This is a genomic window from Puerhibacterium sp. TATVAM-FAB25 (assembly GCF_046535855.1).
In the GTDB taxonomy this organism is placed as follows: domain Bacteria; phylum Actinomycetota; class Actinomycetes; order Actinomycetales; family Cellulomonadaceae; genus Puerhibacterium; species Puerhibacterium variabilis_A.
Genome location: NZ_JAXUAK010000024.1, coordinates 1 through 16,292 on the forward strand (window position 1 = coordinate 1; position 16,292 = coordinate 16,292).

Consider the following 16,292-nt stretch of genomic DNA (forward strand, 5'->3'; position numbering starts at 1 on the left):
AAATCCCTCTCGCCTCCCCCCCTCGCCCCCCCCCGCGCCGCCGCGGGGGCGGGGGGGGGGGGGGGCCGCCCCCCCCCCCCCCGCGCGGGGGGGGGGGGGCCCCCCGGGGGGCCGGGGGGGGGGCCCCCCCGCCCGCGGACGACGCGTCAGGACTCGAAGCCGATGGACATGAACTCGTCGACGTTGTCGGCGGTGACGACGGGGGCGTAGAGCGTGGTGGTGCGCGGCACGCCCAGCGACGCGAGGTCGCTCATCGACTTGTTCTGCGCCACGAGCCGGGCCAGCTTCACGCCGTCGGCGGCCTGCGTGGACGGGTAGACCACGGTGGCTTGGACGACGCTGTCGCCGGACTCGATCTCGCGCATCATGTTGGCCGAGCCGGCGCCGCCGACGAGGAAGAACTCGTCGCGCCCGGCGTTCTCGATGGCCGCCAGGACGCCGACGCCCTGGTCGTCGTCGTGGTTCCAGATGGCGTCGATCTGCGGGTTGGCCTGCAGCAGGTTCGTCGCCGCGGCCTCGCCGCCCTGGACGGTAAAGTCCGCCGCGACGCGGGCGTCGACGTCCAGGCCGCAGTCGGCCAGCGCGTCGGCGAAGCCCTGGCTGCGGTCCTGCGTCAGCGGCAGCGAGTCGATGCCGGCGATCTCGGCCACGACGGCGTCGGGGTTGTCGCCGAGCTGCTCGCAGATGTATGTGCCGGCGCTGACGCCCATGCCGTAGTTGTCGCCCAGGATCGTGGCGCGGGCGGCGAACGGGCTGGAGAACTCGCGGTCCACGTTGATGACCGGGATGCCGGCCTCCATGGCCTTGGTGGCCACCTCGGTCAGCGCCGCGCCGTCGAAGGGCAGCAGCACGATGGCGTCCACCCCGTCGTTGATGAAGCCCTCGATCTGGCTGATCTGGAGGTTGACGTCGTTGGTGCCCTCGGCGACCCGGAGCGTCACGTCCTCGTAGTTCTCCGCCTCCGCGCGCGCGGCCGAGGTGATGGCGCCCATCCAGCCGTGGTCGGCGGCGGGCGCGGAGAACCCGATGACGACCTCGTCGCCCGGCTCGTCGTTCGCGGTGCCGGCCGCAGCCGCGGCGCCGCCACCACCGCCGCCCTCGTCCTCCTGCTGCTGCGGCTCGTTGCTGGTGCAGCCGGCGGCGAGCAGGACGGCCGCCGAGGCCGCGATGGTGGCACCGACCAGGCGGCGGCGCTGCGTGCGTGCGGACATGAGATCTCCTTCGATCCGGATCCTGGAGGGGTGGGTGACGACGGTCGGGCGGCTCAGGTGGTGACGGTGTCCCGCCGGGCGGACCACTGCTGCAGCAGGACGGCGCCGACGATGATGGCGCCCTTGGCGACCGCCTGGACCGAGCTGTTGAGGTCGTTCTGGATGAAGACGTTGGTGAGGGTGGCGAAGATCAGCACGCCGAGGACGGTGCCGACGATGGTGCCGCGGCCGCCGGCGAGCAGCGTGCCGCCCACGACGACGGCGGCGATCACGTCGAGCTCGATCAGCGTGCCGTGGGTGGAGGACCCGGCGGTGGTGCGCGCCAGCATCATCACGCCGCCGACGCCGGCTGCCAGGCCGGTGAGCCCGTACAGGTAGAGGGTGTGGCGGCGCACGTTGATGCCCGCCAGGCGGGCCGCCTCGGGGTTGCCGCCGACGGCGACGGTGCGCCGGCCGAAGGTGGTGCGGTTGAGCAGGAACCACCCGGCCACCGCCACCACGAGGAAGATCCACACGATCACGGGCAGGCCGAGGACGTCGCCGCGGAACGTGTCGAGGAACGAGTCGACGGACACGATCTGGGTGCGCCGGCCCGCGATGATCTCGGCGAGGCCGCGGGCGGCGGCCAGCATCGCCAGGGTGGCGATGAACGCCACGACCCGGCCGTAGGCGATGAGCACCCCGTTGACCAGGCCGCAGCCGAGGCCGACGGCCAGCGCGCAGCCGACCATGACGACCCAGCCGGACTGCTGCGCCATCGCCTGGGTGGCGAGGGTGCTCGCCCAGACGGACGCCAGGCCCAGCACCGACCCGACCGACAGGTCGATGCCGCCGGCGGTGATGACGAAGGTCATGGCGATGGCCAGCACGCCGGTCACGGCGGCCAGGCTGAGGATCACCTCGACGTTCTGCAGGCTGGCGAAGCGGCTGCCCGCCGTCGCCCAGCCCACCACGCACAGCAGCAGCAGGGCGACGACGAGACCGCCGTTGCGGGTCGCGCCGCTGCCCGCCCACCGGCGTGACGTGCTGACGACCGCCTGCTGGTGGCCGCCGGCGGTCCCGGCGTCCTGCCCCGGCAGCCGCTGGGCGATGTCGTCGCCCCCCGTGGTGCGGGCTCCGATGGTCGGCTCGCTCACGCTGCGCTCCCTTCCATGACGAGGTCGAGCACGCGGTGCTCGTCGATCTCGGTGGCGGCGGACGTGTGCACCACGCGGCCCTCGGCCACCACGAGGACGCGGTCGGCGAGCCCCAGCACCTCGGGGATCTCGCTGGAGACCACCAGCACGGCCGTCCCGGCGTCCGCCAGGCGGCGGACCAGGCCGTAGATCTCCGCGCGGGCGCCGACGTCGACGCCGCGCGTCGGCTCGTCGAGCAGCAGCACGCGGCAGCCGTGCACGAGCCAGCGCGCCAGCATCGCCTTCTGCTGGTTGCCGCCCGACAGGGTGCGCGCCGCGCGGTCCACCTGGGCGGGGCGCAGGTCCAGCGCCTCCACCTGCTCGCGCGCGGCCTTGCGCTCGGCGCGCTCGTCGAGCAGGCCGCCGCGGGCGAAGCGCCCGAACGCCGACAGGGTGATGTTGCGGTAGACGGGCTCGTCGAGCAGCAGGCCCTGGCTCTTGCGCTCCTCGGGCGCCAGCCCGATCCCGGCGTTCACGGCGGCGCCCACCGAGCCGGGGCGCAGCCGCCGGCCGTCGACGCGCACGCTGCCCGCCGTGGCGCGGCGGGCGCCGTAGAGGGTCTCGAGGATCTCCGACCGGCCGGCGCCGACGAGCCCGGCGAGCCCGACGACCTCCCCGGCGCGCACCTGGAGGCTGACGTCCTCGAACACCCCCCGCAGCCCGAGGTGCTCGACGTCGAGCACCACCGGGGCGTCGGCCGGCACGCCCGGGCGCGGCGGGAAGTCGAACTCCACCGTGCGGCCCGTCATGAGCCGGATGAGCTCGCGGGTCGGCGTGCTCGCCACCGGCAGGTTCTGGGCGACCGTGCGGCCGTCCTTGAGCACCGTGATCCGGTCGCCGATCTGGCGGATCTCCTCCATCCGGTGGGAGATGTAGACCACGGCCACGCCCTGGGCCTTCAGCTCGCGCACGATCCGGAAGAGCGTGGCGACCTCGCCGGAATCCAGGACGGCGGACGGCTCGTCCATGACGATCACCCGCGCGTCGTGGGACAGCGCGCGCGCCATGGACACGATCTGCTTGCCCGCCGCGGACAGCGTCCCGACCTCGCGGTGCGGGGAGATGTTGCCGTGCCCCAGCCGGGTGAGCAGCTCGCGGGTGCGCCGCGCGGCGTCGCGCCGCCGGGAGAACCCGGCGGAGTCGAGCTCGTGCCCCAGGAAGACGTTCTCGGCGACCGTGAGGCCGTCTACGACGTCGAGCTCCTGGTAGATCGTCGCCACCCCGAGCCGGAGTCCCGCCACGGGGGTCGGGATCGTCACGGGCTCGCCGTCGAGGAGGATGCTCCCCTCGGTCGGCTGGTGGGCGCCGGCGAGCACCTTGATGAGCGTCGACTTGCCGGCGCCGTTCTGGCCGAGCAGGCAGTGCACCTCGCCCGGCAGGATCTCGAGGTCCACGCCGTCGAGCGCCCGAGCCCCCGGGAAGACCTTGACGATGCCCCGCATCTCCAGCAGCGGGCGCTCGGCCGTCCCGGTGGGGGCCTGCGCCTGCGTGCGCTCCTTCGCGTCGTCGGCGGTCGCGCCGCCGTGACGGTCGTCACTGACCATGCGTCGGAACGTAGCCGGACTTTTGACGGCCGTCAATCATAAGTTCCACGGTCATCGGTCGTGGTTGACTGTGCTCATGGTGGAAGTGACGACGCAGCCCCGTCCACCGGCGCCCCGCGCCGCCGGCGCGGGCGAGCTCTTCCAGCTCCTGCGCGACGGCCGGCCCCGCACGCGCGCCGAGCTGGCGGCGATCACCGGCCAGGCCCGCTCGACGGTCGCGGCGCGCATCGACGCGCTGCTGGCCGCGGGGCTCGTCGCCCCGGCCGGCGAGGCGACGTCGACGGGCGGGCGCCCGCCGGTGACCTTCGCCTTCCACCCCGGCGCCAAGGTCGTGCTCGGCGTCGACCTGGGCGCCACGCACGCCCGGCTGGCCGTCACCGACCTCTCCCCCACCGTGCTGGCCGCCTACGACGCGCCGCTGGCCATCGCCGACGGGCCGGACGCGGTCCTGTCCTGGGTCGCCGAGACCGGCGCGAAGCTGCTCGAGGAGGCGGGGCGCGGCCCCGCGGACCTCGCCAGCGTCGGCGTCGGCCTGCCCGGCCCCGTCGAGCACGCCTCGGGCCACCCCAACAACCCGCCGATCATGCCGGGGTGGGACGACGCCGACGTCCCCGGCATCCTCGGCGGCCGGTTCGGCGTCCCCGTGCTGGTGGACAACGACGTCAACATCATGGCGCTGGGCGAGCACCGCTCGGCCTGGCCGGACGTCGACGACCTGCTCTTCGTCAAGGTCGCCACGGGCATCGGCGCCGGCATCGTGACCGACCGGCACCTGCTGCGCGGCGCGCAGGGGGCCGCCGGCGACCTCGGGCACGTCGCGCTGCCCGGCGCCGAGCACGTGCAGTGCCGGTGCGGGAACGTCGGCTGCCTCGAGGCGGTGGCGAGCGCGCACGCGGTCGCCACCGCGCTCGGGGCGCAGGGGCTGCCCGCGAGCACCGGCGCGGACGTCGTCGCGCTCGTGCGCGCCGGCGACCTCGCCGCCGCCCAGGCCGTGCGCCAGGCCGGCCGGGACATCGGCACCGTGCTCGCCGCGAGCGTGAGCCTGCTCAACCCGTCGGCCATCGTCATCGGCGGCATCCTCGCCGAGGCCGGCGAGCACCTCGTCGCCGGCATCCGCGAGGTCGTCTACCGGCGCTCGCTGCCCCTGGCCACGCAACACCTGCGGATCGTCACCGCCCGCACCGGCGCCGAGGCCGGCGTGCTCGGGGCCAGCGTCATGGCCGTGGACCACGTGCTGTCGGCCGCGGCGATCGACGCCGCGCTCGAGGCCTGACGGCGCCTCAGCCCTCCCCGGCGGCCTCCTCGGCGGCGCCCCCCTCGGTGCCGCCGCCGAGCGCGGCCGGCCCCTCGGCGAGCAGCCGGGTGAACTGCGCCTCGTCGAGGACCGGCAGGCCCAGCTCCTCGGCCTTGGCGGCCTTCGAGCCCGCGTTCGCGCCGACGACGACGTAGTCGGTCTTCTTGGACACCGAGCCGGCCGCCTTGCCGCCCGCCGCGAGGATCGCCTCCTTGGCGCCGTCGCGGCTGTAGCCCTCGAGCGATCCGGTGACCACCACGGTGAGGCCGGCGAGCGGGCCGGTCGGCCCCTCGGCGGCGCGCTCCGCCATGGCCTGCGGCCCGGGGTGGCCGGGCGTCGCGAACCGCACCCCCGCGCGCTGCCAGCTCTCGACGATCTCGACGTGCCAGTCGACCTCGAACCACGCCTTGAGCTCGGCGGCGATGACCGGCCCGACGCCCTCGACGCCCGCCAGGTCCTCCTGCGACGCCGCCCGGATCGCCTCGAGGGAACCGAACCAGTCCGCGAGCGCCCGCGCCGCCACCGGCCCGACGTGCCGGATGTTCAGCGCGACGAGCTGGCGCCACAGGTCCTTGGTCTTGGCCCGCTCGAGCTCCTCCAGCAGCGTGGTCGCCTGGGCCGAGGGCGCCCACTCCGGCAGCTCCTCCCCCGCGTCGGCGGCGGCCTGGCGCTGCGCCTTGGTGTAGGTGAGCTTCCGCCGGAACGGCGCGCGGCGACGCGCGACGCCGTCGTCGTCCACCTTGGGCAGGCCCGTCTCGGCGTCGCGCACCACCGCCTCGATGGGCAGCAGCTCGTCGAGCGTGAGCGAGAACAGCCCGGCCTCGGTGCGCAGCGGCGGCTGCTCCGGCACGTCGGGCTGGGTGAGCGCCGCCGCGGTGACCTCGCCGAGCGCCTCGACGTCCAGGGCGCCGCGCGAGCCGATGTGCTCGACGCGGCCGCGCACCTGGGCGGGGCAGGACCGGGCGTTGGGGCAGCGCAGGTCGACGTCGCCCTCCTTCATCGGCCGCAGCGGGGTGCCGCACTCGGGGCACTCGGCCGGCATGACGAAGTCCTCGCGCGGGTACCCGTCGTCCGCGAGCGCCGTGACCGGCCCGACGATCTCCGGGATGACGTCGCCGGCCTTGCGCAGCACGACCACGTCGCCGATCCGCACGCCCTTGGCCTTGACGACGTCCTGGTTGTGCAGCGTGGCCTGGCGCACGGTGGACCCGGCGACCTTGACCGGCTCCATCACCGCGAAGGGGGTGGCCCGGCCGGTGCGGCCGACCGCCACCTGGATGGTCAGCAGGCGGGTGTTGACCTCCTCCGGCGGGTACTTGTAGGCGATGGCCCAGCGCGGGGCGCGGCTCGTGGCGCCGAGCCGGCGCTGGTCGTCCAGGGCGTCGACCTTGACCACGATGCCGTCGAGCTCGTGCTCGATGTCGTGCCGGTGGGCGCCGAAGTGCTCGATCATCTCGACCACGCCGTCCACGCCCTCGACCACGCGGTTGTGCGGGGAGACGGGCAGGCCCCACCGCGCGAAGTGCTCGTACGCCTCCGACTGCCGCGCCAGCTCGGTGTCCTGCCCGGCCGTCCACTGCAGCGCGCCGACGCCGTGCACGTACAGGCGCAGGGCCTCGACGCGCGCGAGCCCGGCCTCGGCCTCGAGGCCCTCCTTCTTGTCGAGCAGCTGGCGCAGGCCGCCGGCCGCCGCGTTGCGCGGGTTGGCGAACTGCGGGAACCGGCGCAGCGCGGCGAGGCGCGCGCGCTCCTCGTCGAACTCCCGCGCGCTCGCCGCCCGGCCGCCGTGCCGCTCGCGCGCCTCGGCCACGGCGCGCTCGCGCAGCCGGGCCTGCAGGTCGTTGAGCCGCTCGAAGGCCGCGACGGGGATGAAGACCTCGCCGCGCACCTCGACGAGGTCGGGGTGGCCGTCGCCGGCCAGCCGGCGCGGGATGTCGGCGATCCGCAGGGCGTTCTGCGTGACGTCCTCACCGGTGCGGCCGTCGCCGCGGGTGGCCGCCCGCACGAGGCGGCCCTTCTCGTACAGCAGGGCGATCGCGAGCCCGTCGATCTTCACCTCGGACAGGTAGCCGACGCGCTCGGCGCCGAGGTCCCGGGCCACCCGGGCGTCCCACGCGCGCAGCTCCTCGACGGAGAAGACGTTGTCGAGGCTGAGCATGCGCTCGACGTGCTCGACCGTGGCGAAGCCCTCCGCGGCCGCGCCGCCCACGCGCTGCGTGGGCGACTCCGGCGACTGCAGCGCGGGGTGCGCCGCCTCGAGCGCCTCGAGCTCGCGCATCCGCGCGTCGTACTCGGCGTCGGAGACGAGCGGGGAGTCCTGCTCGTAGTACGCCCGCTGGTCGGCCTCGACCAGGTCGCGCAGCTCGACCCAGCGCCGCTGCGCCGCCTGCTCGTCCAGCTCGGCGGCCGAGAGGGCCGAGGTCCCCTCGCCGGCGGTCGCGTCCGTCGTCGTCTCGCTCACCGGCACATCATCGCGCGAACCGGGGACACGCGGCGCGCCGGCCTCGCCGGAGGGCTAGGGTCCCGAGGCATGAGCGCCGCCGCGGGCCACACCCCCGTCCCCGCCGACCCCGTCCCCACCACGCCGCTGGACCCCGACGCCGTCGACCCCTTCGGCTGGCTCGAGGACGTCGAGGGCGACGCCGCGCTGGCGTGGGTCCGCGAGCGCAACGCGCACGCGCGCCGGACGCTCGGCGCCGACCCGATGTTCGCCGCCACCGAGGCCGCCGTGCGGGAGGTGCTCGACTCCGACGCCCGGATCCCGGAGGTCGGGCGGATCGGGAACCTCTACTACAACTTCTGGCGGGACGCCGAGCACGAGCGCGGCCTGTGGCGCCGCACCACGCTGGAGTCGTACCGCTCGGCCGAGCCCGAGTGGGAGACGGTGCTGGACCTCGACGCGCTCGCCGAGGCCGAGGGCGAGAGCTGGGTGTGGCACGGCGCCTCGGTGCTGCGCCCCACGCCGGAGCAGGTCGCCGCCGGCGAGCCGTGGCGGCGCGCGCTGGTCGACCTGTCCCCCGGCGGCTCCGACGCGGACGTGACCCGCGAGTTCGACCTGGTCGAGCGCCGCTTCGTCTCCGCCGCCGAGGGCGGCTTCGAGCGCGCGGTCGGCACCGGCGGCGCCAAGGGCGGCCTGGCCTGGGCCGACGAGGACACGGTCTACGTGTTCACCGACTTCGGCGAGGGCACGACGACGCCGGCGGGCTACCCCCGCATCGTCAGGCTGTGGCGGCGCGGCACGCCGCTCGCCGAGGCGGCGACCGTCTACGAGGGCGCCGCCGACGACATGTACATCTCGGCGCGGCGCTCGCGTACGCCGGGCTTCGAGCGCGACGTGGTCAGCCGCACCATCGCCTTCTACCGGTCCGAGACGTTCCTGGCCGAGCACGTCGGCACCCCCGAGCAGACGCTGACGAAGATCGACGTGCCCGACTCCGCGGAGGTCGGCTTCCACCGCGAGTGGCTGCTGGTCGAGCTGCGCGACGACTGGACGGTCCGCGGCCGCGGCGGCGAGCGCACCTACGCCTCGGGCTCGCTCCTGGCGGCCCGGCTCGACGACTTCCTCGCCGGCGAGCGCGACCTCGCCGTGCTGTTCGCCCCGACGCCGACGACGTCGTTGGCCGGCGCCACGTGGACGCGCCACCACCTCGTGGTCAACGTGCTCGACGACGTCACCAACCGCCTGCACGTGCTCACCCCGCCCGCCGGCGCCGACGGAGCCGACGGAGCCGACGGGGCATCGAGCGAGGAGTGGACGCGCACGGAGCTGCCGGCCACCGACCCGCTGGCGTCGGTCGGCACCCGCGCCGTCGACCCGGTCGACAGCGACGACGTGTGGCTGGTGACCACCGGCTACCTCACGCCGTCGACGCTCGCGCTGGCCACCGTCGTCGGGCCGGACGGCGACGGGGCGACCGGCGCGACGGAGCCCGAGCCGCTCAAGGCGGCGCCGGCGTTCTTCGACGCCGAGGGCCTGGTGGCGGAGCAGCACTTCGCCACGTCCGACGACGGCACCCGCGTGCCGTACTTCGTCGTCGGCCCGCAGGAGGCGCTGCGCCCGCCGCGCGGCGTGCAGGGCACCGCCCCGACGCTGCTGTACGGCTACGGCGGCTTCGAGGTCCCGCTGACGCCGGGGTACTCCGGCACCGTCGGGCGGGCGTGGCTGCGCCACGGCGGGGTCTACGCCGTCGCCAACATCCGGGGCGGCGGCGAGTACGGGCCCGCGTGGCACCAGGCTGCGCTGCGCGGGAACCGGCACCGGGCCTACGAGGACTTCGCGGCCGTCGCGCGCGACCTCGTCCAGCGGCGCATCACCACGCCCGCCCACCTCGGGGCGCAGGGCGGGTCCAACGGCGGCCTGCTCACGGGCAACATGCTCACCCGCTACCCCGAGCTGTTCGGCGCGATCGTGGTGCAGGTGCCGCTGCTCGACATGAAGCGGTACTCCCACCTGCTCGCCGGCGCGTCCTGGACGGCCGAGTACGGCGACCCGGACGACCCGGAGCAGTGGGAGTTCCTGCGGACGTTCTCGCCGTACCACCTGGTCGACGCCGAGCGCGACTACCCGCCGGTGCTGCTGACGACCTCGACGAAGGACGACAGGGTGCACCCCGGGCACGCCCGCAAGATGGCCGCGCTGCTGCTGGCCTGCGGCAAGGACGTCACCTACTACGAGAACGTCGAGGGCGGGCACGGCGGCGCGGCCAACAACGCGCAGGCGGCGTACATGGCCGCTCTCGCCTGGACTTTCCTGGGGCAGCGGCTGGCCTGAGCCGACCGGGGCGGGTCAGGCCGGGGCGGGTCAAACGAGGCGGGTCAAACGGGGCGGGTCAAACGGGGCGGACCAGGCCCGGGCGGGTCAGGCCGGGAGCCGCGGCCGCGCGAGGACGGCAGCCTCAGGCCGCGGCGCGCTCCGCGAGCGCCTCGGCGACCCGCCCCAGGTTGGCCAGGCCGGCGCGGTGGTCGTCGGCGCTCGCCGGCTGCGCGCGCGGCGCCGACAGCAGCGTGACGGCGTCGAGCCCGCCCGCGGGCAGGCCGACCCGGCGCCACGGCTCGGCCACGGTGCGCACCAGCTCGCCGAGCAGCGGCCCGGCGCACTGCGACACCTTCGCCGGCGGCAGGCCGGCCCACAGGCTCACGCCCTTCTCGATCGCCCGGGCCACCAGCTCCCAGGCCCGCTCGTTCCAGCCCTCCGGCCCGAGGCCGCCGAGGTCGAGGCCGACGGCGTCCGCGCCGGCCAGCACGGCGGGCGGCACGCCGACCCACGTGGCGCCGAGGTGGACCACCGCCGTCGCCCCGGCGTCATGCACGGCGTCGACGACCGGGCGCAGCCCCTCGACGATCTCGGGCCCGGGCACCGCCCGCAGCCGCGAGTAGCCGGAGAAGGTGGGCAGGACGCCCGCGTGCACCTGGCCCAGCAGCGGCTCCGCGAGCTGCACCACCACCTCGGCGCCCGGCACCTGCGCGCGCACCTCGGCGACGTGCTCGCGCAGCCCCTCGGCGAGCGCCACCGCGAGGTCGCGCCGGGCGCCCCGGTCGGCCAGCACGCGGTCGCCGCGGGCCGCGTAGAGCTGCGCGGCGAGCGTCCAGGGACCCACGACCTCGAGGGCGAACGGCCCGGCGTAGCCGTAGGCGGCGATCGCGAGCGCGCCGAGGTCCTCGCGGCGGAACGCCTCCGCGCGGCGCAGGTCCAGGCCGGGCCGGTCGGCGAGCTTCCAGCCGTGCGGGCCGAGCTCCACGGACAGGTCGGCGAGCAGCGCGGCCGTACGGCCCGTCGCGTCGGCGCCCGGGCCCCGCCCGGCGAGCTGGACCAGGAACGGGACGGCGCCGACGCCGGTGGGCAGCTCGGCGAGGTCGCCCAGCACGACCTGCTGCGCCTCGAGGACGTCGTCCTCGCCGCCGGGCCAGGGGCCGTGGCCGCTCACCGTCACCATGCGTCGTCTCCTCGCGTCCCGCTCGTCTGCGTGCTGCTCGTCTGCGTGCTGCTCGTGTGCTGCTCGTGTGCTCCGCCGACGTGTCAGTACCAGCGCACGCCATACCGTGCGCTCGTCCTGACGCGTGCCGACCCCCGGGCGGCTGTCAGTACCAGCGCACGGTATGGCCTGCGCTCGTGCTGACAACCGCCGGGGCCGGACGCCGGTACCCGGACGGCGTGGGTCAGGCGGTGGCGGCGACCGGTGCCGCGCGCCAGGCGCGGGACACCGTGGCCTGGCCCAGCACCTGCGTGCCGCGGTAGACGACGACGGACTGCCCCGCCGCGACGCCCCGCAGCGGCCGCTCGGTGAGCGCCACCTCCAGCCCGGCCCCGCCGTCCGGGCCGCGGGTGGTCCGCACCCGCGCCCCGATGGCCGCGCCGTGCGCGCGCACCTGCACCTGCGCGTCGAACCACTCCCCGTCCGCGCCGTCCGCGCCGTCCGCGCCGCCGTCGGCCGGCAGGGCGCCGGCGAACCACACGGCCCGCTCCCCGGCGATGCGGTCGACGGTGAGCAGCTCGGCGGGCCCGACGACGACGGTGTTGGTGTCGGCGCGCACGTCGACGACGTACCGGGGCCGGCCGTCGGCCGCGGGCCGGCCCAGGCCGAGGCCGCGCCGCTGCCCGACGGTGTACGCGTAGGCGCCGTCGTGCTCGCCGACGACCGTGCCGTCGGTGTCCACCACGGCGCCGGGGCGCGCGCCGAGCCGGTCGCGCAGGAAGCCGCGGGTGTCGCCGTCGGCGACGAAGCAGATGTCGTAGGAGTCGGGCTTCGCGCTCACCGACAGCCCGCGGCGGGCCGCCTCCGCGCGCACCTCGTCCTTGGTCGCGAAGCCGCCGAGCGGGAACATCGCCCGCTCGAGCCGCTGCGGGCCCATGACCGCCAGCACGTAGGACTGGTCCTTCTCGGCGTTCGGCGAGCGGTGCAGCTCGTGCACGGTGGCCCCGTCGGGCAGCGTGCGCGTGACGACCTGGGCGTAGTGGCCGGTCGCGACGGCGTCGAAGCCCAGCGCGGTCGCCTTGTCGAGCAGCGCCTCGAACTTGATGTGCTCGTTGCAGCGCACGCACGGGTTGGGCGTGCGGCCGGCCTCGTACTCGCTGAGGAAGTCGGCCACGACGGTGTCCTCGAAGCGCTCGGACAGGTCCCAGACGTAGTACGGGATGCCGAGCACGTCGGCGGCGCGACGGGCGTCGCCCGCGTCCTCGATCGAGCAGCAGCCGCGCGAGCCGGTGCGGAACTGGTCGCGGTTGCGGCTCAGCGCCATGTGCACCCCGACGACCTCGTGGCCCGCCTCGACCGCGAGCGCCGCGGCCACGGCGGAGTCGACGCCGCCGGACATCGCCGCCAGCACCCTCATGCCGCACCCCCGCCCGGGGCCGCGGCCGGCGCCACCGACGCGGAGACGAGGCCCGCGGCCTGCGCACGGGCGACCACCTGCGGCAGGGCCGCGACGAGCCGCTCGACGTCGGCCTCGGTGGAGGTGGCGCCGAGGGAGAAGCGCAGCGCGCCGCGCGCCTCCGCCTCGGGCAGGCCCATGGCGAGCAGCACGTGCGACGGCTGCGGCACCCCGGCCTGGCAGGCCGAGCCGGTGGACGCCTGCACCCCGGCGGAGTCGAGCAGGTACAGCAGCGAGTCCCCCTCGGCGCCCGGGAAGGTGAAGTGCGCGTTGGCGGGCAGCCGGCCCGCCGGCTCGGCGGCGGGGTCGGGGCCGCGCAGCACGGCGCCGGGGGCGACGGCGCGCACGCCGGCCACGAGCCGGTCGCGCAGGGCGGCCAGGTGGGCGGCGCGCGCGGCGCGGTGGGCGACGACGTCGGACACCGCGGCGGCGAAGGAGCGGATCGCGGGCGCGTCGAGCGTGCCCGAGCGCACGCCGCGCTCCTGGCCGCCGCCGTGCAGCACCGCCTCCAGCGGCAGGTCGCGCCGGGCGAGCAGGGCGCCCACGCCGATCGGGCCGCCGAGCTTGTGGCCGGAGACCGTCATGGCGTCGACGCCGCTCGCGGCGAAGTCCACCTCGAGCTGGCCGACCGCCTGCACCGCGTCGGTGTGCACCGGCACGCCGTGCTGGTGGGCGAGGCGGACGACGTCGCGCACCGGCTGCACCGTGCCGACCTCGTTGTTGGCCCACATGACCGACACCAGCGCGATCTCGTCGGCGTGCGCGGCGAGCTCGGCGCGCAGCGCGTCGAGGTCGACGCGGCCGGCGGCGTCCACGGGCAGCAGCACGATCTCCGCGCCGGCATGCCCGGCGAGCCAGAAGGCCGGGTCGAGCACGGCGTGGTGCTCGACGGCGGAGACGAGCACCCGGGTGCGGCGGGTGGCGCCGCGCCGGCGCCCCCAGAAGATCCCCTTGATCGCGAGGTTGTCCGCCTCGGTGCCGCCCGCGGTGAAGATCACCTCCGACGGGCGTGCGCCCAGGGCCGCGGCGACGGTCTCGCGCGCCTCCTCCACCACCCGGCGGGCGCCGCGGCCCGCGGCGTGCAGGCTCGAGGCGTTGCCGACCCGCTGGGCCTCCGCCACGTACGCCGCGAGGGCGGCCGGCGACATCGGGGTGGTCGCCGCGTGGTCGAGGTAGGCGCCGGCGTCGGGCTCGGGCGAGCCGGTCGGCAGCACGGGGGTGGTCACCTGCCCAGTCTACGAACCGTGCGGGGCGGCGGAGGGCGCCGGGGACGGTCCCCGGCGGTGACGGACGGCACCCGCACGGCGCCGGCCCCCGCCGCAGCGCGACGGGGGCCGGCGTGGCTCGTGCGACGGGTCAGCGCGCCCAGCGGCCGCGGGAGCGGCCGCCGGGGCCCCAGCCCTTGCCGCCGCGCGGCCACGGGAACGGCCCGGGGCCGTCCCAGCCGTGGCCGTGGCCGTTGCCCTTCCCCGGCTGCTCGCCGGCACCGGCGCGGTACACCTGCACCGTCGCCGGGCGCGGGCCGCGCCAGGCGCCGGCCGGCACCGGCTCGCCCGCGGCGAGGTAGTCCGGGAAGAACGAGTGCTGGTCGGCGAACGACCCGTCCTCGCCCGGGTGCTGCACGTTGACGTAGACCATGCCGTCGCGGCTGTCGACGACGGGGCCGCAGGTCTCCGCCTCGCGCGGCACCGCCAGGAACTGCTGCACGTGGCCGCGCTCCCGGCCGGTCAGCGGCACCTTGAACAGGCCGTCGCACCTCTGGATCGACGACGGCTGGCCGTCGGTGGAGATCCACAGGTTGCCGTCGGCGTCGAACGCGAGGTTGTCGGGGCAGGAGATCGGCGACACCTTCTCGGCCGGGAAGCCGGCGAAGTACGTGCCGTCGTTCGTCGCCGGGTCGCCGGCCACGAGCAGCAGGTTCCACCGGAACGTCTCGGACAGCTGGTCGCCGCGGTCCTCGACGATCTCCACCACGTGCCCGTCGCGGTTGGCGCCTCGCGGGTTGGGCTCGGTGGGGCCCTCCTTGCCGGCCTTGCCGCGGTCGGTGTTGTTGGTGCACGCGACGTAGACGCGGCCGGTCAGCGGGTGGGGCTCGACGTCCTCGGGCCGGTCCATCTTCGTGGCGCCCACGGCGTCGGCCGCCAGGCGCGTGAACACGAGCACCTCGGCGACGCTCATGCCCGGCACGCGGGACTCGCCGTCCTCGACGAGCGGGACCCACCGGCCGGTGCCGTCGAACGCGCCGTCGGACGGCACGGCGCCGGAGCCGTCGATCTCGGCGGCCGGCGAGTCACCCTCGAACCGCGCGACGTACAGGTCGCCGGCGGACAGCAGCTGCTTGTTGTGGGCGCGGGCCCGCGCGCTGCCGCCGCGGCGGAAGGTGTCGCGCGAGACGAACTTGTAGACGTAGTCGAAGCGCTCGTCGTCGCCCATGTACGCCACCGCGTGCCCGTCCTCCGACAGGATGACGTTGGCGCCCTCGTGCTTGAGCCGGCCCATCGCCGTGTGCTTCACCGGCGGGGCGGACGGGTCGTACGGGTCGAGCTCCACGACCCAGCCGAAGCGGTGGCTCTCGTTCTCGTAGCCGGCGTTGCGGGCGTCGAAGCGCGGCTCGTCGAGCTCCCAGCCGTACGACGTGGCCGCGTCGCGCAGGCCGTAGCGGGCGTCGCGCGGGTCGGTGCCGGTGGCCCGGAAGTAGCCGTGGAAGTTCTCCTCGCCGGAGACGACGGTGCCCCACGGGGTGGTGCCGCCCGCGCAGTTGTTCAGGGTGCCCAGCACGCGGGTGCCGGTGGGGTCCGCGACGGTCCGCATGAGGTCGCTGCCGGCGGCGGGGCCGTCGACGACGAACTCGGTGCCGAGGTGGACGCGCCGGTTCGAGCGGCTCAGGCGCGAGTACTCCCACGGGGTGCCGGTGCGGCGGCGGGTCACCTCGACCACCGACATGCCGTGCGCGGCGCGCTCGATCGCGCGGCGAGTGGCGGCGTCGTACGACTCGTCGAACATGATGGCGGGGTTGGTGTACTCGTGGTTGCTCACGAGCAGGCCCCGGGTGCCGCGCGAGCGGGCGTGCAGCGGCTTGGCCAGCTCCTTCGGGTCCGCCGGGAGGATGTCGAGGTAGTCGCAGTTGTAGCCGAACTGCAGCGCCTGCTGCTGCGGCGACTGCCGGGCCGGGTCGAACGCGCGGCCGCCGGGCAGGATCGGGTCGCCCCAGCGGATGATCGGGGACCACTCGTAGCCGTCGGGCACCACGAGCGCGTCGGTGGCCGCGGGCTGCGGCGCGATCGCGCCGAAGGCCAGGCCCTTGCGGCCCGCGGCGACGGGGCCGCCGGCGGCCGCGGCGCCCGGGGCGCCGGCGACCTGCGCCCCGCCGACGACGACGGCGGCCGCGGCGGCCAGGCCGCCGAGCATGCGCCGGCGCGTCAGCGCCCGCGAGGCGACCTCACGGAACGTCTCGTGGTCCGTGCGGTTGGGGACGGGGTGCGCGCACTGGTCGGCGCACTTGAGGCGGCAGGTCACGGGGCTGCGCTTGCCGCGCGCGTGGCTGGGCTTGGGCTCCAGGCGCAGGAGCGGGCGGGTGCCGGCCTGCGGGGACTCGGGGGCGATCGTCATCGTGCGCTCCAGGCATCGAGGGGCATCGAGGGGCATCGAGGGGCATCGAGGGGCGTCGGGGTGCGTCGGGCTCTCGGGAAAGCGACAAACT

Annotated in this window: 10 protein-coding genes; 2 read left to right on the forward strand and 8 right to left on the reverse strand. The window is 75.9% G+C overall.

Annotation, left to right across the window (positions count from 1 at the left end; translation table 11 throughout):
* Positions 1–146: 146 nt before the first annotated feature.
* From U5M74_RS15365 to U5M74_RS15375, 3 genes are read right to left on the reverse strand one after another with little or no spacing between them, the layout of a single operon-like run.
* The gene (locus U5M74_RS15365) at positions 147–1,211 is read right to left on the reverse strand and encodes a substrate-binding domain-containing protein (protein ID WP_410909798.1); all 1,065 of its coding nucleotides are present in this window, start codon (positions 1,209–1,211) and stop codon (positions 147–149) included.
* Between the two features lie 53 nt (positions 1,212–1,264).
* A complete protein-coding gene (locus U5M74_RS15370) occupies positions 1,265–2,347 on the reverse strand; it encodes an ABC transporter permease (RefSeq protein WP_410909799.1) in 1,083 nt (360 codons plus the stop codon).
* Positions 2,344–3,828, reverse strand: coding sequence for a sugar ABC transporter ATP-binding protein (locus U5M74_RS15375; RefSeq protein ID WP_410909818.1), 1,485 nt, complete (start codon positions 3,826–3,828; stop codon positions 2,344–2,346). The genes U5M74_RS15370 and U5M74_RS15375 overlap by 4 nt, the downstream gene beginning before the upstream one ends.
* Before the next feature lie 178 nt (positions 3,829–4,006).
* Here U5M74_RS15375 and U5M74_RS15380 point away from each other — a divergent pair, with 178 nt between their 5' ends.
* Positions 4,007–5,203: an ROK family protein gene (locus U5M74_RS15380; protein WP_410909800.1), complete on the forward strand. Its 1,197-nt coding sequence runs from the start codon at positions 4,007–4,009 to the stop codon at positions 5,201–5,203.
* Between the two features lie 7 nt (positions 5,204–5,210).
* Here the strand turns inward: U5M74_RS15380 and ligA are convergent, their stop codons facing one another.
* Positions 5,211–7,685, reverse strand: coding sequence for an NAD-dependent DNA ligase LigA (ligA, locus tag U5M74_RS15385; protein WP_410909801.1), 2,475 nt, complete (start codon positions 7,683–7,685; stop codon positions 5,211–5,213).
* A gap of 69 nt (positions 7,686–7,754) precedes the next feature.
* Between ligA and U5M74_RS15390 the strand changes: the two genes are divergently transcribed.
* Positions 7,755–9,995 (forward strand): prolyl oligopeptidase family serine peptidase, encoded by a 2,241-nt coding sequence (locus tag U5M74_RS15390; protein ID WP_410909802.1) that lies wholly within the window; start codon positions 7,755–7,757, stop codon positions 9,993–9,995.
* A gap of 124 nt (positions 9,996–10,119) precedes the next feature.
* Here U5M74_RS15390 and U5M74_RS15395 read toward each other — a convergent pair whose 3' ends face one another.
* The 4 genes from U5M74_RS15395 to U5M74_RS15410 form a co-directional block, all read right to left on the reverse strand.
* Positions 10,120–11,157 carry a hypothetical protein gene (locus U5M74_RS15395; protein ID WP_410909803.1) on the reverse strand — a complete coding sequence of 346 codons (1,038 nt, stop codon included), beginning with the start codon at positions 11,155–11,157 and terminating at the stop codon, positions 10,120–10,122.
* 223 nt (positions 11,158–11,380) lie between these two features.
* Positions 11,381–12,553, reverse strand: coding sequence for a tRNA 2-thiouridine(34) synthase MnmA (mnmA, locus tag U5M74_RS15400; RefSeq protein ID WP_410909804.1), 1,173 nt, complete (start codon positions 12,551–12,553; stop codon positions 11,381–11,383).
* The gene (locus U5M74_RS15405) at positions 12,550–13,818 is read right to left on the reverse strand and encodes a cysteine desulfurase family protein (protein WP_410909805.1); all 1,269 of its coding nucleotides are present in this window, start codon (positions 13,816–13,818) and stop codon (positions 12,550–12,552) included. Before U5M74_RS15405 ends, mnmA begins: the two co-directional genes overlap by 4 nt.
* Positions 13,819–13,948: 130 nt before the next feature.
* Entirely contained in the window at positions 13,949–16,201 is a 2,253-nt protein-coding gene (locus tag U5M74_RS15410; protein ID WP_410909806.1) for a PhoX family protein, read from the reverse strand.
* Positions 16,202–16,292 lie beyond the last annotated feature (91 nt).